Source organism: Pandoraea sp. SD6-2 (genome assembly GCF_000389825.1).
In the GTDB taxonomy this organism is placed as follows: Bacteria; Pseudomonadota; Gammaproteobacteria; order Burkholderiales; family Burkholderiaceae; genus Pandoraea; species Pandoraea communis.
This window is the reverse complement of sequence record NZ_KB944443.1, coordinates 65,041-82,973: the sequence shown is the minus strand read 5'-3', so window position 1 is coordinate 82,973 and position 17,933 is coordinate 65,041. Positions and strand designations below refer to the sequence as shown.

Here is a 17,933-nt window from a genome sequence, read left to right as displayed (position 1 = left end):
CTCCCACGGGTCAGCGGCGTGCCAGCACCCGGGCTGCCGCATCGAGCAAGATGTCGGCATCGGCCGGGGTAAAAGCCAGCGGTGGGCGGATCTTCAATACGTTGCCATGCAGGCCGGTCGCGCTGATCAGAACGCGTTCGTCGCGCATGGCATTGACGAACCAGTTCGTTTCTTCGCGTGCAGGTGCTTTCGTGGCGCGATCCTTCACCAACTCGACCCCGATGAACAGCCCATCACCGCGGACGTCGCCAATGATTTCGTGCTGCTTCGCCAGGGCACGGAACCCGGCACGCAGACGCTCGCCTGCTTTGGCGGCATTCTCTTGCAGCCCCTCGGACTGAAGGACATCGAGCGTAGCCATCGCGGCCGCGCAAGATACCGGATTGCCGCCAAAGGTATTGAAGTATCGAGCTTCCTCGCCAAACACCTTGATCACTTCAGGTTTGACGACCATCGCCGCGATCGGGTGACCGTTGCCCATGGGCTTGCCCATCGTGACGATATCCGGCACCACCGAGTGACGCTGGAAGCCCCACATGGCAGATCCGGTGCGGCCGAAGCCTGCCTGCACCTCGTCCGCGATGAATACGCCACCGGCCTTGCGAATCACGTCGACTGCCTTCGAAAGCACACCCATCGGGTGGCTGAACACGCCGTCGCTGGAGAAGATCGTGTCGACCAGCAGCGCGGCCGGCCTGATGCCGTGACGCTTCAGATCGTCCACTGCCGCCCGGACGCGCTCGGCCAGCACCGTCGCCAGGTCCCCATTCGGTTCGCGATAAGCATCGGGTGCCAGCACGGTACGGACGTCGATCCCCAGCGGAACGGCAGCGCCGAGCGAGGGCGAGACTGCCGCAACAGATGCCGTCACGCCGTGATATGCCAGCTTCGTGACGATGATCCCCGAACCGCCTGTGTGACGGCGTGCCACGCGCAATGCCAAGTCATTCGCCTCACTGCCGGTACACGTGAACATCACCTGCGACAGCTCGGCCGGAAACGTTGCCAGCAGCCGATCTGCATAGTTGAGAATGCCGTCGTGCAGATAACGGGTATGCGTGTTAAGCGTTGCGGCTTGCTCGGCGATCGCGGCAACCACACGGGGGTGAGCATGCCCGACCGACGCGACGTTGTTATATGCATCCAGATACTCGTTGCCGGCCTTGTCGTAAAGGCGCACGCCCTTCCCGCTGACGAACTGCACGGGACGCTCGTAGAACAGGCGGTACGACGGGCCAAGTAGTTTGCGGCGACGCTCGATCATCTTCTTTTCATTGGCGTCCAGCCCTTCGACCTGGCTGGGGTCGAACGCATTGAGCATCGCTTCATCCATTGACATGCTTGCACTCCTCAAACGTTTCAATGGCACGACGAATCGTGCCGGCAGTTTCATTTCTCGACATTGTCGAAATGCGCAGTAGACCATCCCATGACAGCGGGTTGTTGCGCAGGATGTATTCGCGGTTCTCGGGATGCAGCGTTGCACGCCATCCGGTAATTGCCACGGTCGTCAGCAGTCGCGTGGCAATCAGGTCCGGCAACAGATCGATTTCCTCGTCGGTCAGCGGGTGGGTCGCGTGGTACCCGGCAATGAACTCACCGGCGCTGATCAGCGGATTGCCGGTCGGGGCCAGTTGATAGGCTGCAGCGACGCCCACGTCGAACACCAGCGGACCGATGACGATATCGCCGAAGTCGAGGATGCCGGTCACCTTGTCGTGGCACACCGCGTCGACCATGACGTTGTATGCATTCAGGTCGTTGTGAATCACCTGACGCCGCAGGTGCACCAATTGCGGTCGAACCTCATGCGCAAAACGGTCCATGAGACGTTGCGCGAGCTTGCGGCGCTCCCCGTCCTCGATGAACGGCAGCAGCCCACGGAGCTGATCAGCCCGTTGTGTGTCCCACAGGAACGTCTGATACGGCTGTTCGATGTCGAAGCCCGTCAGTGCCATGTCGAGCTGTGCCAACGCCCGGCCAAGTGCAATACGTTGGGCGGTGCTGCGCTCCACCTTGTAGAGCGGCACGCCCGGCAGGAACGTCATGAGCCTCACGGCGCGACTGGCGCCGGTCCGATCCGTATGCCAGTGGATCAGTTGTCCATCCTTGGCCCGGACGATGTGCGGCACCGGTAACGCGTTGGTGGCCGCCATCAGCCGCCCCTGCACCTTCGTCTGAAACATCGTGACCTCGCGCGCTTCTGCCGGATGGGTCACCTTGAGCAGGTAGTCGACGCCAGTGCTCGTCTTCACCTGGAAGTTCTGGTCGCGCTCGCCAGTCAGCGCGGTGATCTCGCCGTCAACGTCGAATACGTCGCGGGCGACCTCCCGGACCTGTGCAAGGCTCCATTTTTCTACTCGCGTATTAAGTACTTCATCTGCCAGGAATTCGAGATTTTCGTGCTTCATTGCCGCTTTTCCTCGAGACCACACCAACCTGCGATGAAGAGCGCGAGCGTCTTGGTTACCTGTTTGAGCGACGCCAGATCGACGGCTTCGTCATAGCCGTGAGGCATACGGCACCGGGGGCCGTAGACGATGGCCGGCGTGTCCGCATACAGACCGAAGAACCGTGCATCGGTCGCTGCGGACGTCGCGTGTTCGAGCAACGGCTCACGGAACACCGATTCATGTGCCAGGCGAAGCACCGACTCCACGTCTTCGGCGTTCTCCAATGCGTACCCATCCGCCATAAAGCCGTGATAGATGACGCGTGGCGGGTGATCGCGAAGGAAGTCGTCGCCAGCGGCAGCTTCTGCGATGAATGCTTCGATTTCGGCGCGCGTGTCGGCCAGACGCTGCCCCGGATAGACGGCCACGCGCATGTCGAAATTGCACCAGGCAGGCACACTTGACGGCCAGTCACCACCGGCGATCTTGCCCAGATTGAAACGGATGGGGTGCGGATGGTCACAGAAGTGCTTGTGGTGCACCTTGCGGTCATTCCATCGGGTCTCCAGCGTTTTGAGACACTCGATGAGGTACATCGCCTTCTCGATCGCGTTGGCACCACCACCGGAGAATGCAGCCGAGGCATGCTGCGGATCGCCCTCGACCTGAACCTGAAACCAGATCGGACCGACTTGTGCACGCAGCAGTTTGGGTTCGAGCGGTTCCGGAATGAAGGCAGCGTCGGCCCGATATCCGCGGGCGAGACACGCCAATGCACCATTGCCGGTGCACTCTTCCTCCACCACAGACTGCAGGAAAACATCGGCCGCCGGCTGAAAGCCGATGCGACCCAACGCATCCATGGCGGCGACACAGGCCAGCAATCCGGCCTTCATGTCGCCGGCGCCGCGCCCGTACATCCAGCCGTTCACGATCTCGGCGCCGTAAGGGTCCCTTGTCCAGCGATTCGTCGGCCCTACGGGCACGACGTCGATGTGACCGTTCATGATCAGTGAGCGCCCTGTGCGACTATGGCTCCGATGCGTGCCGACGACATTGACCGCGTTGTCGTAGGAGACCGCGACCGGCGAGAAGCCGGGCAACGCACGGATCTCGTCAACATCGATCTTCCAGGAGTCGACGTCATAGCCACGGTCTCGATAGACATCTGCCATGAAGGCTTGAGCCTGTGATTCCTCGCCGCGCTGGGAGGGGATCTTTACCAGATCCGCCAACAAGGCCACCTGCGCATCGAACCCGGCGTCGACGGTAGCACAAAGCTCGTCCTTCAGCGTTTCGGACAGTCGGGACTCGACGTGGGTCATGCTGCACCTCCCGTCGTCATCACGAGCGCATTCCGAAGCACATCGGACAACGCCAGTCGGCGTGATCCCCCCTTTTCCGTCTCGCCGATGTCTCCGAGGCGCATCAAGCGCTCCCAAGGACGATCTCCATTGACTTTCAACTGCATGTCCGCTCCGCGTATTCACACACTCAAAGAGGACTTAATAATATTTTTTTTCCAAAATATCCTGTATAGCCACTTTGATGTTTTTCTTATGGACGGTCGCGGATGGGGCGATGTCCTGCCGGTGGAAGCAGCAGGACGCCGGTACATCGATGCCATTCCACCGATGCTGGACCGGAAGATGACCCGGGCAATGTTGCGAGGGTAAGCCGTGTGATGACCTCAAACGGAACAGGGCTGTCGGAGACAGCCCTGTGAACAACCCGCTTGCAAGAAAAGAACGCTCCGGTTTCGCGGCGCGATCCAGTGCTGGGTTTAAGCGAATTTCTCCTTCATGAACGCCAAGATATAGGGTGTTGCGGCGGCTGCGACGCTCGAAGCCGTCGACGGGTCAATGCCCATCCGGCTCGCCAACGCTTCGGCGACCCGGCCGGTCAGCATCCCTGCCCCGCCGTCCTCCAGTGACTTGAAGAAGCCGTCGCCGCGCACCAGACCCGCCGCAAACCCTGCCAGGAAACTCTTCCCCGAGTGTTCGCCCATCAAACCGCCGCCGCTTTGTTCGTCGGCGCTGCTGTGAGCAGCTTCGGCCGCCTGACTCAACATTTGTTGTGCGTCGTCGCCGCTGATTCCTTGGGCCGCCAAGGCCTGCGTTGCCTGGTTGCCATGCTCAGAGGCGAGAAACTCGGAAACCAGTTGCTGAACGTCCATGTAACACCTTTATGCAAAGGGAATGATCGAATGCCCCGCGTGGGGCGGACGCGACATCCCCGGCCGGACGCCGGTTGTCGCTATCGAAACTATATGAACTTCGTTCCACAGGGGCCAAGGGAATTCGAGTAACGATCGCAAGATCAAGGTTTCGAATTGTTACGGGACGATCGATTTTCGTCTCGGCGGGGGTGTCGCCCGCAACCATCCGGTATCGATACAGCCGCTGACGAAACCTGCGACCGGCGCACTCGCCGCCCTGATCTGCGCGGAATTGAAGCCCCTGCGGGTGGCCTCGCTATTTATCCGCTATATCGAGATCAAGATGCACTGCCGTCAAAGGAGCTATCTCAGGGCAATCGACGAATTCTTGGCGTTTCGCGCGCTTTCGAATAGCGGTCTTCCTTGTGTCGCCAGCCATGCATCGAAAGTCAGCAGCGTACCAAACTCTTGGTTCAAAGCGGCAACGTTCGCCTGCCCCGCTAGTCGTCCATCGTCAAACAGTGCGGCAAGGCGCCCAAGGAAGGGATTCTGCGCGAGCAAGCTGTCCGAAAACCGGTGATAGGTGATCCGGGCTTCGGCAGCACGGCTCAAGCTGTTCTGCAGACTTACCCCCGTGAGCGTGTCGCCAGCGATTTCAATGGTTCGCGCCGCATTCCGTTCCGGGGTTGCGAAGATTTTCGCAACGATCTTTCCGATATCGCTGACCGCAATGACTTGACCGGGCTGGTTCATGCGAAGAAAGAACGTGAACTGATCCTCCTCGAGGCCCATCCCCGGCAGCATCAGCAACTCCATAAAGGTCGAGGGACGCACAATAGTGCTCCGTATCGGCAACTGTCGAATGTGCGCCTCAATTTCCGACTTGCTGTCGAAGTGGCCCATGCCCGTTGCCACGGGCCCGGCCGCGTTGACCGAGTTGTAGACAAGATGCTGCACCTTCGCTCGCATGGCTTCGTCGGCGATTGCCTTCCCATAGGCAACTTCCTGATCGTCGGACACGCCGTAGGCAGCCCCCTGCCCAGAACTTGGCTGAACACTGAAAACACCGTACGCACCCTCCATTGCGTGCCTGATCGAATTGCGATCCGCCATGTCGCCCTGCACGATTTCGACCCCCATCGAGACCAGCGACTGGGCCTTGTCGCCATCCTTGTTGCGTACCAGTGCCCTCACGCACCACCCATCGGCACTAAGGGCCGATGCGACTGCCCCACCTTGCTGACCGGTCGCGCCAAATACGAGCACTGTCGGTCTGTTGGGTCGGGTATTCGGGGCCGTCGGCTTCACTGTTCGATCCATAGAACTCCCTCAACATCTTCATTTTCAAGGAGTCTTTATGGTATACATTTGATACCTGAATGCAATTACGCACCGCAAAGCTACCAAGTTTCCTGGAGTATCCCAACCGATGGCTGCGTCATCCCATGAAGAACTCGAACTGAATCGTTTGGTGCTTGAAGAGATCACCACGAAGTGGACGTTGCTCGTTCTCGATTCTCTCTGCGGTGGACCGATGAGGTTTAATGCCATACGTCGGGCAAACCCTGGCGTTACGCAAAAAGCACTGACGCAGTGCCTACGTCGCCTTGAATACAACGGCTTTATCAATCGCACCGTCGTGAGCACCGCCCCCGTTGCAGTCTCTTACGAGATTTCACGTCTTGGGCGTTCGCTCGAACCTCAGTTACGCGCGTTGTTGCATTGGGCGGAGCAGCATCGAGACGAGGTCCAGGCTGCGCGACGGGTATTTGTCGCGCAGCAAGAGCACCCGCTACCGACTCGATCGGGAGTGGAAGACCGGTAGCCGCGCCGGTGGACTTAGCGATCGGACGCTACGGTAGTAGTACGTGCTGCGCGCTTGCTTGACTGGGTCAAAGCTAGTTCGTTGCCGTACGAAACGCGAGTGAGTTCGATTATTCGAGCGCCAGTAGCGCCCGCCTCCCCCGAAACCGGGCAAAGACCGTCTTTGCCCTTGTCCGATAGCGTACCGACGAGATCGTCAAACTTATTTAACGTGACACAGACAACGGGTCAGTCTCTATCGGCGGGTATCGTGCCTCTAGATCGCATAGCACTCCATAAGAATCAATCGCTTTGGGAGAAGCTGGGTCCCGGCCTGATTACAGGCGCGGCAGACGATGACCCGAGCGGCGTTGCCACCTACTCGCAGGTGGGCGCTGCATTCGGGTATGGCTTGTTGTGGACGGCTTTGCTCACGTATCCGTTCATGATCGGGATTCAGATCGTTAGCGCCCAAATCGGACGCGTTACCGGTGACGGTATCGCTGCAAACGTTCGCAAGCACTACCCTGCCTGGATCTTGTATGTCCTCGTCGGACTCCTACTCGTGGCCAATACGATCAATATCGCAGCGGATGTCGGTGCGATGGGCGCGGCATTGAAACTGCTGATCGGTGGTCCGGCAGTCTGGTACGCGGTCGCGTTCGGCGTGGTTTCGCTCACGTTGCAGGTCTTCATACCGTTTCCGCGTTACGCCCCGATTCTCAAGGCGCTGACGCTGGCGCTGCTCGCTTATGTCGCTACGGCTTTCAGCGTCAAAGTTTCGTGGGGGTCCGTGCTGTATCGGACGGTGGTGCCTGACGTGTCATTCCATATCGGCTACATCGTGGCAATAGTTGCGGTATTCGGCACGACCATCAGCCCTTACATGTTCTTCTGGCAAGCCTCTCAGGAGGTCGAAGTTCAACGCGCGACGCAGGGGCAGGAGCCGCTTATCAAGGCGCCATCGCAGGCTTGGCGAACTTTGCGACGCATCAGGCTCGACACCTATATCGGTATGGCGTTCTCGAACGTGATCGCCTTTTTCATCATACTGACGGCGGCAGTCACGCTATATCAGCATGGGGTCAGAGATATCCAGACCTCGACACAGGCGGCCGCGGCCCTTCGCCCCCTGGCCGGGGAATTTGCCTTTCTGCTGTTTTCCGCTGGCATTATCGGATGCGGTTTGTTGGCAGTGCCTGTGCTGGCTGGGGCGTCTGCCTACGCGGTGGCCGAGGCCTTCCAGTGGCGCATTGGCCTAGGGCGCGAAGTCATGCAGGCACGGGGCTTCTACGCCATATTAACGCTCGCGATCCTGCTCGGCGTCGCCCTGAATTTCACCCCCATCGACCCCATCAAAGCGCTTTTCTGGAGCGCCGTGATCAACGGTGTGATTGCCGTCCCGATCATGGTGATCGTAATGTTGATCGCGGCAAGGCCAGACGTCATGGGGAAATTCGCGATAAGCCTGCGTCTCAAGGCGCTGGGGTGGTTGGCTACGGGCACAATGGCCAGCGCCGTCGTCATCATGTTCGCCACGTGGGGACGGTGAGACGGCGGCGAGTCTGCAAGAATGCTCTCTCAAGAGACGCGTCGTCGGATCTTGCCCCCCCGGATACTCGACAAACGCACGATAGCTGTCGATGGCGCTGCGCTCTGCCATGAGAACCGGTGTCCACTGGGAGTTGCACGCCGAAGAGCGCGACGTGATTGCCATGCTCTGTGAACGCCGGTTTCGGCGTCTGTTCGATATCAGACACGATGCCGGTGCCCTGCAAGTCTCTCTCTTCGTACGCTCACGTACCGACCATCGTCGCCGTTTTGCCTATCGTGAAAAGCGTGATGGAAACTCAGGACGTGAATTCATTCATATCAAGGCCTGAAAATCACGGGCACGGACAATGATCATGAGACGCAGTCCGATGGACCGTTCATGCCGACATCGTCATTGGCCGCCTGGCCCGCGGGGCACGACAGCGACCAGTACCAACTCAGTCGCTCAAGACCGCGCCGTAGTTGTTCCTGACAGAGACATCGGACTTCGGCAGCACTCAGCGTCACGAGCCGGATCAGAAGTCCACGGCAGCCGAGGCGTAGAGTGTGCGCGGCGCTCCCAGAGACAGGGTTCCGTATGACGCCACACCGGACCAGTAATGACGATCGAACACGTTGTTCACACCAACGCGGAACGTCGTGCTTTTGCCGACAAGCTTCGTCTTATATCGCACCCCTAAGTCGACGGTTGTCCAGGAAGGCACCGATTGGGTGTTGGTCTGGTTGACATACTCGTCGGCGGTGTACGTCAGTGCGCCGGTCAGTGTCATGCCGGGTACCCACTTCACGTCCCACTCCACACCCGCATTCGCCATGAGCTGGGGCACGCCGACGGGGCGTTTGCCTTGTGTTGCTGCATTCGGCGTCTTGGTCAACTGTGCGTTCAGCCAGGTGAGGCCGCCGATCAGGCGCAGCCCCGCGTATGGCTCGCCCGCCATCGTGAGTTCCAGACCGCGATTGCGTTGCTCGCTGTTGACGCTAAACACGGAGTTGCTGAGCGAACCGCTCGGTTTGGTGATCTCGAATGCCGCGAGCGTTGCAATCACGCCGCCCATTGCGACCTTGACGCCCACTTCCTTTTGCTTGGTCTTGTACGGGGCAAACACCTCGCCCGCGTTGCTCGCCGTGGTGGGTGCCACATCGCCTTTACTCAGACCCTCAATATAGTTGGCGTAAAGTGAAACATCTTCCGTTACCTTGAACAAAATGCCCGCCAGCGGCGTGATGACACGCTTGTCGTAGGCCGTCGAAACGGCGCCGGAGACAGCGTTGTAGTTGTTCGAGCGGACCTCTTGGCCGCGCACGCCAAGCGTCAATTGCAATCTGTCGGCGAACAGCCCGATCGTGTCGGCCAGGGCAACGCCCGACAGCGTAGAGGTCGACCCCAACGGCACGCGCGTGGGGGCACCGATGAACTGCTCCGGCCTATCCACCGGGGCGTAGATATTCGATAGCAAGGCCGTGCCGGCGTTGGCACCCGATGCGACCCGGTCGGTGTAATAGTTCGCTTGCACGGTCACGGCGTGCGAGATGTCGCCGGTATGGAAGGTTCCCCGCACACCGGTATCCAGCGTCGTGCGGTTGACCTGAAACTTCCAGTTCTGCGGAGTCGCCGAAGTGTTGCCGAACGTGTCCAGAATGGTCGGTGTGGGTTCCGAAAGGCGCGCCACGTCGGATTTTGCAGTACCCGCATCGGCGAACACCGTCACGTTATCCGACAGGTCGTATTCAACGTGCGCCAGTGTCGAGATATCGTTGGACTTCCACCAGCCCCATTTTTGCGTCACGTTTCGCGCACCGCTCGGCGCAGACGGTACCTGAATCCCAGCGGCGACGAGAAATGGCCGGGTGGGCGCATCGACCCATTGGTACTGCTCGATCACGTCAAGCGAGGCGCGCAGACGTGTGCCGCGATAGTCCAGTGACAGCGCGCCGACTTCGGCACGCGAGGACTGATTGTCCAGTGCGGTGCTGCCTTGGCGGTGCAAGCCATTAAAGCGAATGCCCCACTGACGTTCGTCACCGAACCGGCGGCTGACGTCGACCGCAATGCCGGCTTGACTCTTGGTCGCGTAGTCCACGGTGACCCGCGTCAGATCCTTCGCCAACGCTCGTTTGGGCACGATGTTGACCACCCCTCCCACGCCACCGTTAGGCGACATGCCATACAGTAACGCGGCAGGGCCGCGCAGTATTTCCACCCGATCGATGTACTCGGTAAAGAGGTGATAGTTCGGCGACACCCCATACACACCGTCGAACGCGACCTCTGACAAATTCCCCTCGTTGATCGGGAAGCCGCGAATAAAGAAGGAGTCGGTAACGCCACCGATTTGGCCGGTGAATCGCACTGACGGGTCCGAGTTCAAGACCTCTGCAAGGGTGACGGCTTGCTGATTTTCGATACGCTCAGACGTGTAGCTGGTCACCGAAAATGGCGTCTCCATGGCGCTTTTGTCGCCCAGTATCCCCACGCGCCCTCCCCTGGCGATCTGCCCGCCCGATGCTGGCGCCGTATCACTCAGCGCGGATGCACTTACCGTCGTCGCAGCCAGTCGACTGTCACTGGGCGAGCCATCGGCCGCCGGTGCGGCACCGGCCGCCAATGGAGCTTGCGCGAGCACCCCTGAAGAAAACGCGGTGGCCAGGACCATGGCAAGGACGTGAGGCTTGGGTGCCTTAACGCCTCCATGGAAGTGATTTCGCCGTTTTGCATCATAGTGCTTCGTTTGTACTGACATGGCACGCGCTACTGGTAGAAGAATAGTTGTCTGCCGGACAGCGCAGTTCGTGTTGGCGACGCACAGTCCGGCAAGGAAGAAGAGCTAAAGGCAGGGGCTGCCGTCCGGTCGAGTTCAGGCGAACGGCGGATGGGCAAGGTGCATGCTGCCGGCGGCCATCAGGGCGCAGGCAATGACGCGCAGACGCTGGCGCGCCTGGAAGGCGGTAGACATACGTGTGTTCCGGCAAAGATGCAGCGGCTCAAGTGCCTCATGCACTCGGCTACGATTCGGCTTTATTGATAATGAGATTAATTCTCATTAATTGATTGGAGTGTAGGCAGCTTCGAACGAGCTGTAAATACTCCTAAGTAACTTCTCTGCGACTGTGGTGTTTTGCCAACATCAGATTGAGCGTTGGCGGAGAAGATGGCGACATCCAGCGCGGGGTAGCATTTTTCTAATAAATAGTAATGCGCTACGTTCGTTGGTATCGATCAGGCGAAGCGGTCAATACACCGATGCCATGCCCGATGGCCGGTGCTTGAAGCGCCGGTGCACCCAGTAGTACTGCTCGGGAAATTTGACGATCTGTTCCTCGAGGAACGCATTCATGCGGCGCGCGTCGACCTCGTCGTTTCCTGACGGGAAGTGTGCGAGCGGATCGAAAATCGTCAGCTTGTACCCTTGATAATTCGGGAGCACCTCCGTCACGAACGGCACAACCCGTGCGCGGCCCAGTCTGGCCAGACGCGAAACGGCCGTGAGTGTGCAGGCGGGGACCCCGAAGAACGGGACAAAAACGGAGTTGTCGACGCCCTGGTCCATATCCGCCGCGATCATGACCGGTTTGCCGGAACGCAGCAATCCCACGATCTTCTTGGCACTGGTCGCGCGCTCGATCATTTCTGCGCCGAATCGGCCGCGTTGCCGCTTCGCCAGATCGCATAGGCCCGCGCTGGACATACGTGTGTAAAGCGACGCAACGGGAAGGTGCGTCGAATAGAGCATGCACCCGACCTCAATGCCTACAAAGTGAAAACCCATGAAGATGGTGGGCGGAGCGGCCGGGTCGTCGAGATCGATCTTGCTGTCGAGCTGAACGATATTCTGAATCGACTGCGCGCTGCCAAACCACTGGATGCCCCGCTCGAGATAGCTGCGGACAACGTGTCGGAAGTGGGTTCTTGCAAGCTTCTGATGCTCGAGGCTGGTCTTGTCGGGAAAGCAAAGGCGCAGGTTCACGAGGACGATATGCTTGCGGCGGCTGGGAAGCGCATACAAGACCGTGCCGACGACCATCCCGAGTCTGGCGACAAATGAATACGGAAGTACGGAAAATACGCGTAGCAACGCCACGATGAGCGCAAGGCTGAGGCGTTTCAAGGCGTGTTCCCTAAGGGGGGTGAGTTGGGAAGCGAATTCAGACGCCAGGCCGGTGACCGTTTTGCTCGTCACCGCTTCGTGGAAATGCCTTCGCTGGAGATACTGACCGTGTGTCGCACAACACAAGTTGTGGTGATGTCCCGGACTGCGGCGACTCGCGAACTCGCACAGTGTAACAGGTAGTTTGAGCGCGACCTAACCTAACATTCTTGAGATGAGCGATCGTCGAGCGTGCCGCCGCCGGTCTCGGTCCGATCCGCCCTCCTCCGGCTTCCTGCAGTAGATATCACAACGCCGGCCCGGAAAGGCCGGCGTTACCGTTTGACCTACAGTGCTTGCCGTCGAACGGTCGAGCGCATCAGTCGAGCGCCACGCGCGACATCTCGCGGCTCTTGAGCGCCGCCACCAGCGAAATCAGGCTGATGACGATCACGTAGCCCGCCGGGGCCAGCTTGGAGCCGGTCGCGGCAATCAGCCACGTCGCGATGAACTGCGCAAACCCGCCGAACACCGAAACGCCCACGCCGTAGACGATCGCCAGACCCGTCGCACGAATATGACGCGGGAATACCTCGGTAATCATCGTCACCGTCGTCACCGAGATGAACACGGTCGGAATTGTTAGCACCGCCGCCACGACCAGCAGACGCGCTGTATCGGGCGCCGCCGTCAGCCAGACGAATGCCGGCACGATCGATGCCAGCAGAACCACACGAGCAATCGTCACCACGCGCTTGCGCCCCCAACGGTCGCTGGCAATACCGGCGGCCGCAGCCAGAGCCATCTGCAAACCGCCTGCCACGAACGATGCCCACAGCCCGCTCGACAACGACAGCTTGAGCACGCCCACGCCATAGTTGGTCAAGTAGTGCAGAGAGATATAGTTCGACGAGGTCGCGCCGGCCGTCATCAGAATGCCCAGTACCAGCGCACGGCGATGCTCGCCCAGCACCTGTGCCACCGGGCTGCGCGCACCGCGTTTGGCTGGCTCGACTTCATGCGTCTCGTCCAGATGCTTGCGGATATAGGTGCCTAGCGGAATCAGCGCCAAACCGATCAGAAACGGCACGCGCCAACCCCATGCGAGCAACTGCTCGTGCGACAGCGACGCGCTCAGCACCAGCCCCACCAGCGAACCAAGCAGTGTGGAGAACGCCTGGCTGAACAACTGCCAGCTTGCGAACAGGCCACGATTGTTGGCGTTCGCGTATTCGAGCAGCATCGACGTGGATGCGCCCACTTCCCCACCCACGGCAAACCCCTGCACCAGACGGCCGGCGATCAGCAACATCGGTGCCGCCATGCCTATCTGCGCATATGTCGGCACCACCACGAAAACCGCCGAGCCTGCAGCCATCAGCCACAGCGTCAGCGTCATGGCAGCCTTGCGGCCATGACGATCGGCATAGCTGCCGATCACGATGCCGCCCAGCGGACGCACCACGAAGCCCACACCGAACGTCGCCAGCGACAGCAGCAACTGCGTGAACGGCGTGGCTGCGGGGAAAAACAACTTGCCAAGCACGGTCGCAAAGTACGTGTATATGGCGAAATCGAAGAACTCCAGGCCGTTGCCAACCGTAATGGCAACGATCTTCTTCGTGAGCGACGCCGGACGCACGCTCGCCTTGACCGGCGCGGTCTGTGCCGCAGTAGTATCGAGACGCGTCGTCATGCCTTGTTCTCCAGACTCAGGAAACGCTCGACCAGACGCGTCCAGTACGTTGCGCCGATCGGCAGCAGCGCATCGTTGAAATCGTAATGCGGGTTGTGCACCATGCAGCCGCCCTCGCCTTCTCCATTACCGATGATGAGGTAGCTACCCGCGCACTTCTCCAACATGAATGAAAAGTCTTCACTGCCGGTGAGCGGTTCGAAGTCTTCCATCAGGCCCTGCGGGCCCAGCCAGTCCAGCGCCACCTGACGCGCGAACTCGGTCATCCCGGCGTCGTTGATCAGCGCCGGATAGCGCCAGCGGTAGTCGATCTCGGCACGCGCGCCGAACACGGCAGCCTGCGCATTCACCAACTCGACGATGCGCTCGCGCAACTGCTCTCGCACCTGCGGCGTGTGCGCACGCACGGACAGGCGCAGCTCGACGGTGTCCGGAATCACGTTGGGCGCGTCGCCGCCGTGAATCGCGCCGACTGTCACCACCGCCATGCGACGCGGATCGACGTTGCGCGACACGATCGATTGGAGCGCCACCACGATGTGCGATGCCACCAGCACCGCATCGACGCTGGCATTCGGCATCGAACCGTGACCGCCGCGACCGTGCACCCGAATGATGACCGTATCCGAGGACGCCATCGCCGGCCCGGCGCGAAAACCGATCTTGCCGACCGGGAAGCCCGGCATATTGTGATACGCGAACACGGCGTCGCACGGGAAGCGCTCGAACAAACCGTCTTCGATCATCTTCTTCGCACCGGCCAGCCCCTCTTCCGCCGGCTGAAAAATCAGATGCAGCGTGCCGTCGAAATCGCGCGTCTTCGCCAGATGGCGGGCCGCCGCCAGCAGCGTTGCCGTGTGACCGTCGTGGCCGCAGGCGTGCATTTTGCCGGTATGCCGGCTGGCGTAAGCCTTGCCGGTCGCTTCCAGGATCGGCAGCGCGTCCATGTCTGCACGAATGCCCAAGGTGCGCGGGCTATCGCCCACCTTGAGGGTGCCGACCAGACCGGTGCCCCCGATGCCGCGCGAGACGGTATAGCCCCATTCCGTGAGCTTGTCTGCTACCAGATCGCTCGTCTGAAACTCTTCGTAAGCGAGTTCCGGATGCGCGTGAATCTGATGACGCAGCGCACGCATGCTGGCGTCGTGTTCGAGAATGTCGGCCGGGATGTCGGCCTCGATCACCGCCGGAAAGGCGTACTCAGAGGTGTCGTGGGGCATCGTGTCTCCAATTCAAAAATGACAAGAAGGCGAACGCGCGATGCGTTCGCCTTGAACAACGGAACATCAGAAGCGGTGCGTCACGCCCAGCGCGGTCACGAACACGTCTCGCCCGGCGCTGGTCTGCGCGTTATCGAGCGTGAGCGCCGACGCGCCGCCGTTGTCGATCCAGGCCATGCGCGCGTACAGGGCCGTACGCTTGGACAACTGATAGTCGTAGCCGCCCAGGGCGCCGAACGCATGGTTGCCGCCCCCGGCAATCAAGCGCTCCAGCACCGACAGCTTGAACACGTGCGGGCCGACGGGCACGGTGGCGCCCACCAGATACGTGGTGGCGATGCGACCCGATGCGACGCTCGGCACGATGCGGTTGTAGGCCAGCGACAGCGTGGTGCCGCCAATCTTGTACGACAGGCCCGCGCCATAGTGGTCCGTGGCTTGCGACAGTTCGTTGCGCACCACGTTGTATGACAGGCCGGCATATAGGCGCTGGCCTTCGTACTGCGCGAGGTAACCGGTGTAGTGCGCTGGCGCGCCGCTCGCGGTGGCCGTGCTGAAGCCGTACAGCGCCTGCCCGGAGAAGCCGTTCATGTCCGGCGTGGTGTAGCTCACGGCATTGGCCACGCGCGAATCGATGGCCGTCGCGTTACCGCCCAGATCCGACGTGCCATAGGCCAGGTTGGCCATCAGCGACAACTTGGTCAGGGCATACGGATCGACCTGCGACGATAGCGGGAAGATCGTCGGGAACTGACGGCCGAGCTTGAGCATGCCGTACTGGCGCGAGATCAGCCACACGTTGGCTTCCCGGTTGAAGAGGGTATTGGTCGATTGCAGCGTGCCATTGTTGGCGTTAAAGCCCGATTCCAGCCGGAAGCCCGACGCGAGACCTCCGCCCAGATCTTCCGTGCCCGTGAAACCGAAACGCGAGGTCGAGCCCGCGCCGCTGCCGACCTGCGTTGAGCTGCCCTTGCCGCCCGAGTCGTAGCTGACGTAGTTGTCGACGGCGCCATACAACTGCACGTCAGCCTGCGCGGCGGTGCTGACGATGGCCAGCAGCGTACCGGCGGCAACACCGGTCAGAGCGGTACCGGCGGTGCGGCGATGCGAGCCGCGTGCGATGGCGTGGATGGGGGTTTGGCTCATTGGGCTCCTATGCGTATGCCTTATTGGCCGTCGACGGCGGCCTTGTTTGTAAAACGTTTATGTCCGGCTCATGAAATTTCGACGCATGGTAGCCACGTCGATTTGCATCGGATAGGCAACGCCAAATTTTCGTGTCAACCACAGGTTGACGCCCATGCCATGCCAGTCGATGATTCAATGTCACGGCTCGGACTCGTCCGACCCGGTCCCAGCCCCTTGGATGCCCTTGCCCCCCCTATGCGCGAATCATGTCCTCCGATCTGAAACTGCACCAACTCGAATGTCTCGTGGCCGTGGCCGATCACGGCAGCGTGCGTACGGCCGCGAGTCGGCTCGGACGGTCTCCGACCGCTGTCAGCAAGGCATTGCGGGAACTGGAGCAATCGATGGACGTGGTGCTGATGGAGCGGCGCGCGGATGGTGTGGCGCTCACGCCTTCCGGCACGTCCCTGCTCTCGCACGCCCGGTTGATCCTCGGACAACTGAGCCGAGCGAGCGAAGATGTGGTGCGCGGGGGCGCCAAACGCGGGGGCACGATTCGCATGTCTGTCACCCCCTGGTTGATGCATGGGGTAATTCCGGCCGTCGTGCGCGCGTTCCGGGAACAACGTCCGGACGTCCAACTCGACATCGCCGAACACCTCGGTGGCGACTATCCGGCCGTACGCAACGGCCAGTTGGATTTCGCATTCGGCCCGAGCCCTGACGTGGGGCAGGAACGCGCGTTGGAAATCCGGCCGATCTATACGTATTCGTTCGCGGTGGTCTGTCGCCCAGGGCATCCTGCGGCGAACGCCCGCACGATTGCCGACCTGGCCGGCTACGACTGGCTGCTTAGCCGGTCGATGGAGCGCACGGCGCAGGCCATTCGGGCGTTGGTGGAAAACCAGCGCGACGAGGCCGTGCAGCGGTGCCACTTCGCACGGTCCGTCAACGCAGCGCTGGCCATCGTGCGCTCGACCGACATGCTCACTGCCGTACCCTGGCCGTTGATCGAGACACCGGACATGCGCGACCGCTTCGTCGCACTCGATTTCGATGCGATTACCGACGAAAGCACGACATGCCTGATTACCCGCCGCTATGAGCCGCTGCAAGGCCCGGCGCTGGCGTTTCTGGAGACGTTCTGGCGAGTAGCACGGGAATTGGCGGCCTCCCCCGACGGTCCGGCCCGCCGCATCTTCAGCATGGTGGAACCGGCGGATATCTGATCCGTCGGCCCCTGCGCAAGCCCTTGACATCGGTCAACGTCCAACCGCCTCCAAGAGACCATGCTGGAGGTGAGGACGAACCGCGCGGCCGAGTGACTGGTATGCACTTCCTGTGCAACGACTCCGCAGTTCGCCGCCACGCCAATTCCGGCCGCGCTCCCTAGCGAGGGGGCGGCCTCCTGTGGAGGATAGTCATGTTCAAGTGCGCCCGCTTTTCCTTGATGTTGCCCCTGCTCGCCAGCTTATGGATGGCCGGTGGAGCGTCAGCCGCACCGGCATCTCAGCCGGAAAAGCAACCCGGCATCTCGTACATCACGGGAGGCATAGGTGAAGATGAGGTCAAAGAGTTTCGCGCAGCGGCCTCGAAATACAACCTTCGCATGACGTTCGCGTCGAAGGCGGGAAACTATCTTTCGGACGTGGATGTCATGATCGCCGATGCCGGTGGGCGGACGGTCCTTGCCGTTCGGACCGAGGGGCCGTTCCTCTTCGTACGGCTTCCTGCCGGTTTCTACCGGGTTTCGGCACAAACACCCCGAATGTCGGAATACCGGAAGGTTCAAGTGCCCGCACGTGGCGGTGTGAACCTGAACTTTTCCTGGGATGCCCCCGACTATCCGGGCGTCATGAAACTCTGCAAGGGCTGCCGGAAACCTCGCCCCTGAAC

The 17,933-nt window shown here is 60.8% G+C and carries 15 protein-coding genes; 5 read left to right on the top strand and 10 right to left on the bottom strand.

Annotated elements, in window-relative coordinates; translation table 11 throughout:
- Positions 1 to 10 precede the first annotated feature (10 nt).
- The 5 genes from C266_RS12895 to C266_RS12870 all read right to left on the bottom strand — a co-directional run bounded on the left by C266_RS12895 (position 11) and on the right by C266_RS12870 (position 5,871).
- Positions 11 to 1,339, bottom strand: a complete 1,329-nt coding sequence (locus C266_RS12895; protein WP_036662846.1) for an aspartate aminotransferase family protein — start codon at positions 1,337 to 1,339, stop codon at positions 11 to 13.
- On the bottom strand, positions 1,326 to 2,411 hold the full coding sequence (locus C266_RS12890) for a phosphotransferase (RefSeq protein WP_010804246.1): 1,086 nt from the start codon (positions 2,409 to 2,411) through the stop codon (positions 1,326 to 1,328). The genes C266_RS12895 and C266_RS12890 overlap by 14 nt, the downstream gene beginning before the upstream one ends.
- The gene (locus C266_RS12885) at positions 2,408 to 3,718 is read right to left on the bottom strand and encodes an ArgE/DapE family deacylase (RefSeq protein ID WP_010804245.1); all 1,311 of its coding nucleotides are present in this window, start codon (positions 3,716 to 3,718) and stop codon (positions 2,408 to 2,410) included. Before C266_RS12885 ends, C266_RS12890 begins: the two co-directional genes overlap by 4 nt.
- A gap of 458 nt (positions 3,719 to 4,176) precedes the next feature.
- Positions 4,177 to 4,569: a hypothetical protein gene (locus C266_RS12875; protein ID WP_010804243.1), complete on the bottom strand. Its 393-nt coding sequence runs from the start codon at positions 4,567 to 4,569 to the stop codon at positions 4,177 to 4,179.
- 345 nt (positions 4,570 to 4,914) lie between these two features.
- Positions 4,915 to 5,871: an NmrA/HSCARG family protein gene (locus C266_RS12870; RefSeq protein WP_051126284.1), complete on the bottom strand. Its 957-nt coding sequence runs from the start codon at positions 5,869 to 5,871 to the stop codon at positions 4,915 to 4,917.
- A gap of 109 nt (positions 5,872 to 5,980) precedes the next feature.
- Here C266_RS12870 and C266_RS26845 point away from each other — a divergent pair, with 109 nt between their 5' ends.
- The 3 genes from C266_RS26845 (at position 5,981) to C266_RS12860 (ending at position 8,237) form a co-directional block, all read left to right on the top strand.
- A complete protein-coding gene (locus C266_RS26845) occupies positions 5,981 to 6,376 on the top strand; it encodes a helix-turn-helix domain-containing protein (protein WP_010804241.1) in 396 nt (131 codons plus the stop codon).
- A gap of 249 nt (positions 6,377 to 6,625) precedes the next feature.
- Positions 6,626 to 7,906: an NRAMP family divalent metal transporter gene (locus C266_RS12865; protein ID WP_144265818.1), complete on the top strand. Its 1,281-nt coding sequence runs from the start codon at positions 6,626 to 6,628 to the stop codon at positions 7,904 to 7,906.
- Positions 7,907 to 7,997: 91 nt separating this feature from the next.
- Positions 7,998 to 8,237: a hypothetical protein gene (locus C266_RS12860; RefSeq protein ID WP_010804239.1), complete on the top strand. Its 240-nt coding sequence runs from the start codon at positions 7,998 to 8,000 to the stop codon at positions 8,235 to 8,237.
- A 186-nt stretch (positions 8,238 to 8,423) separates the two neighbouring features.
- Here the strand turns inward: C266_RS12860 and C266_RS12855 are convergent, their stop codons facing one another.
- The 5 genes from C266_RS12855 to C266_RS12835 all read right to left on the bottom strand — a co-directional run bounded on the left by C266_RS12855 (position 8,424) and on the right by C266_RS12835 (position 16,055).
- Positions 8,424 to 10,562: a TonB-dependent siderophore receptor gene (locus C266_RS12855; protein WP_246831183.1), complete on the bottom strand. Its 2,139-nt coding sequence runs from the start codon at positions 10,560 to 10,562 to the stop codon at positions 8,424 to 8,426.
- Between the two features lie 576 nt (positions 10,563 to 11,138).
- Positions 11,139 to 12,014: a lipid A biosynthesis lauroyl acyltransferase gene (locus tag C266_RS12850; RefSeq protein WP_036662842.1), complete on the bottom strand. Its 876-nt coding sequence runs from the start codon at positions 12,012 to 12,014 to the stop codon at positions 11,139 to 11,141.
- Positions 12,015 to 12,372: 358 nt separating this feature from the next.
- The gene (locus C266_RS12845; RefSeq protein WP_010804236.1) at positions 12,373 to 13,689 is read right to left on the bottom strand and encodes an MFS transporter; all 1,317 of its coding nucleotides are present in this window, start codon (positions 13,687 to 13,689) and stop codon (positions 12,373 to 12,375) included.
- Positions 13,686 to 14,909 carry a M20 aminoacylase family protein gene (locus tag C266_RS12840; RefSeq protein ID WP_010804235.1) on the bottom strand — a complete coding sequence of 408 codons (1,224 nt, stop codon included), beginning with the start codon at positions 14,907 to 14,909 and terminating at the stop codon, positions 13,686 to 13,688. Before C266_RS12840 ends, C266_RS12845 begins: the two co-directional genes overlap by 4 nt.
- 66 nt (positions 14,910 to 14,975) lie before the next feature.
- Positions 14,976 to 16,055 carry a porin gene (locus tag C266_RS12835; RefSeq protein ID WP_010804234.1) on the bottom strand — a complete coding sequence of 360 codons (1,080 nt, stop codon included), beginning with the start codon at positions 16,053 to 16,055 and terminating at the stop codon, positions 14,976 to 14,978.
- A 248-nt stretch (positions 16,056 to 16,303) separates the two neighbouring features.
- On the opposite strand from C266_RS12835, the gene C266_RS12830 reads away from it, so the two are divergent.
- Complete coding sequence (locus C266_RS12830; RefSeq protein WP_010804233.1) at positions 16,304 to 17,266, top strand: LysR family transcriptional regulator; 963 nt, start codon at positions 16,304 to 16,306, stop codon at positions 17,264 to 17,266.
- Between the two features lie 194 nt (positions 17,267 to 17,460).
- On the top strand, positions 17,461 to 17,931 hold the full coding sequence (locus C266_RS12825; protein ID WP_010804232.1) for a carboxypeptidase-like regulatory domain-containing protein: 471 nt from the start codon (positions 17,461 to 17,463) through the stop codon (positions 17,929 to 17,931).
- Positions 17,932 to 17,933 lie beyond the last annotated feature (2 nt).

Coding starts and splice junctions, on each gene's coding strand:
- C266_RS12890 (WP_010804246.1), bottom strand. CDS start 2,411: ATGAAGCACGAAAATCTCGAATTCCTGGCAGATGAAGTACTTAATACG.
- C266_RS12835 (WP_010804234.1), bottom strand. CDS start 16,055: ATGAGCCAAACCCCCATCCACGCCATCGCACGCGGCTCGCATCGCCGC.
- C266_RS12870 (WP_051126284.1), bottom strand. CDS start 5,871: ATGGATCGAACAGTGAAGCCGACGGCCCCGAATACCCGACCCAACAGA.
- C266_RS12845 (WP_010804236.1), bottom strand. CDS start 13,689: ATGACGACGCGTCTCGATACTACTGCGGCACAGACCGCGCCGGTCAAG.
- C266_RS26845 (WP_010804241.1), top strand. CDS start 5,981: ATGGCTGCGTCATCCCATGAAGAACTCGAACTGAATCGTTTGGTGCTT.
- C266_RS12875 (WP_010804243.1), bottom strand. CDS start 4,569: ATGGACGTTCAGCAACTGGTTTCCGAGTTTCTCGCCTCTGAGCATGGC.
- C266_RS12840 (WP_010804235.1), bottom strand. CDS start 14,909: ATGCCCCACGACACCTCTGAGTACGCCTTTCCGGCGGTGATCGAGGCC.
- C266_RS12830 (WP_010804233.1), top strand. CDS start 16,304: ATGTCCTCCGATCTGAAACTGCACCAACTCGAATGTCTCGTGGCCGTG.
- C266_RS12855 (WP_246831183.1), bottom strand. CDS start 10,562: ATGGTCCTGGCCACCGCGTTTTCTTCAGGGGTGCTCGCGCAAGCTCCA.
- C266_RS12825 (WP_010804232.1), top strand. CDS start 17,461: ATGTTCAAGTGCGCCCGCTTTTCCTTGATGTTGCCCCTGCTCGCCAGC.
- C266_RS12860 (WP_010804239.1), top strand. CDS start 7,998: ATGGCGCTGCGCTCTGCCATGAGAACCGGTGTCCACTGGGAGTTGCAC.
- C266_RS12895 (WP_036662846.1), bottom strand. CDS start 1,339: ATGTCAATGGATGAAGCGATGCTCAATGCGTTCGACCCCAGCCAGGTC.
- C266_RS12885 (WP_010804245.1), bottom strand. CDS start 3,718: ATGACCCACGTCGAGTCCCGACTGTCCGAAACGCTGAAGGACGAGCTT.